This window comes from Pseudomonadales bacterium (assembly GCA_013215025.1).
Lineage (GTDB): Bacteria > Pseudomonadota > Gammaproteobacteria > Pseudomonadales > DT-91 > DT-91.
Genome location: JABSRR010000317.1, coordinates 1 through 1,839, shown reverse-complemented (window position 1 = coordinate 1,839; position 1,839 = coordinate 1). Strand labels below are relative to the sequence as shown.

Here is a 1,839-nt window from a genome sequence, read left to right as displayed (position 1 = left end):
CGCCAGTTTCTTTTCTGCACTATCGTCCGCCTCGATGTAGCGTTGGTAATCTAATAATGATACTTTTGCATCAATAATCAGCTGTTTATCGTCCGGCAATTGAACAATCACATCCGGTAAATAAGTTTTGCCATCAACGCCCTTTCGACTAGCCTGCAGCTCATACTCATAGCCATTTCTTAAGCCTGAACTTTCTAACACACGCTCTAATATAAGCTCACCCCAATTGCCTTGAAATTTTTGCGAACCTTTTAAGGCATTTGTGAGATTTATCGCGTCGTCTGACATTTTTTGATTTAGCGCTTTTAACTGATGCAGCTCATTAACCAGATTCAAACGGTCTCTACTTTCAGACTCATATACCTTATCGATACGCGTACGAAATTCTTGTAACTGCTCTCTAAGCGGCAGTAATGATTGCGCGAAAAACTCTTCTTGCTTGGCTTTTAAACTGGCCGATTTTTTATCCAGCAACTGATTAGCTAAGTTTTCAAACTCCAGCTTTAATGACTGCTTCGACTCCGATAATAGCTGCAGTTTTTCTTGCTGTGCTTTGCGCTCTTCTAGCTGAGAAGCCTGTAACACTTGGTTTTCAGTTAATATTTGCTGGTAATTGGTCTGCAGCTCAGAGAATTTCGACTGTAATGATTGGTGCGCTTGGGCTAACTCAGTTAATTGGCTATTCAACTGCTGCTGTTGCTGCTGTGATAGTTGCGTTTCAAACTTCTGCTGATCAAGGCTGGCTTGATGATTAAAACCCTGCTGCTGAAACTGCTGTTGTAACTGCGAGTAAGCACGCTGTAAGTGGCGTCGAGCAACCAATAACCATACCAGAATGGCCAACAGCAGCCCGACTAATGTAAAAGCAATGATGAGACTGAGATCACTTGTCATTATTGATGATTGCTATATAGTCTGCGAAGCATTCATTGTACCAAACCTACTTTTTTTTTCGACTCATACAATAACCATAGACAGGGATCGAAACAATGTTCTTAAATGTTCAAAAATCACCCATGCTTTATCTGCAACATAAAGATATGGATAGCAACTACATTATGCCGGTGACTAGCAGCTTACGTATCAATATGCAGCATGTTGCAGAAACTTCAATATATGTAATTAAAGAAGAGAAGCAGCGCTTTTTGCTCGACAATAGTGAAATAACCGTTCCGGTCGGCACCAATGTCATTCATTTAGTGATGAGTTATACCCACTCAACGCATCAAACCGCCAACTGCACGGTCAATCAACGGTATTTTTATAAGTTAATCTTTTTACCAGGTGCAGATGCCGAGTTTTTACGTTTAAAACAGACTATTGAAAAGCTTACCTACGAGTAATTCAAAGCCAAATTGGCCACTGTGCTAGTTAGTATTTTTTAGCAGATACTATGCATTGTGCTAGATAGAATGCTTTCTAGGAGTGACATAGGAGTGACTATTTTACCAGTGTCAAATGTACGAATGACTACTGTGACTACTGTGACTATTGTAAGAGAGCAAACTAACGCATCGATAATCATTAGCTGTGTTCAAGCTAGCCTTGAAAACTGTTTTTTCAGGGCTGTTTGCTAATGCGATAGCGATAGTTTGGCAGACCTGCCCTCACCTTGAATTCGCCTTCTGCCAGATCGGCAAAAAACTCATCCAAAACATCATTGATAACCGGGAATGCTAAATCATCCCAAGGTATCTCGGCCTGGGTGAAAAATTTAACATCGAGACTTTCCACACCTGCCTCAAAGTCTGGACTTTCAAGCTCGGTTAAATAAAACAGATAAACTTGATTGATATAGGGAATATCGAACAAGCGGTATAGCGTAGAGTCTTCATATTT

At 40.5% G+C, this 1,839-nt stretch carries 3 protein-coding genes; 1 reads left to right on the top strand and 2 read right to left on the bottom strand.

The window, feature by feature from the left end; translation table 11 throughout:
• Positions 1–894 (bottom strand): DNA recombination protein RmuC (locus HRU21_13295; protein NRA43260.1); only part of this gene is annotated, 894 nt, incomplete at its 3' end.
• A gap of 95 nt (positions 895–989) precedes the next feature.
• Between HRU21_13295 and HRU21_13290 the strand changes: the two genes are divergently transcribed.
• Positions 990–1,343, top strand: a complete 354-nt coding sequence (locus HRU21_13290; GenBank protein NRA43259.1) for a hypothetical protein — start codon at positions 990–992, stop codon at positions 1,341–1,343.
• 217 nt (positions 1,344–1,560) lie between these two features.
• On the opposite strand, the gene HRU21_13285 is transcribed toward HRU21_13290, so the two are convergent.
• Positions 1,561–1,839 (bottom strand): NUDIX hydrolase (locus HRU21_13285; GenBank protein ID NRA43258.1); only part of this gene is annotated, 279 nt, incomplete at its 5' end.

Bases quoted from the DNA above. Each gene is read 5' to 3' on its own strand.
- HRU21_13290 (NRA43259.1), top strand. From the start codon at position 990: ATGTTCTTAAATGTTCAAAAATCACCCATGCTTTATCTGCAACATAAA.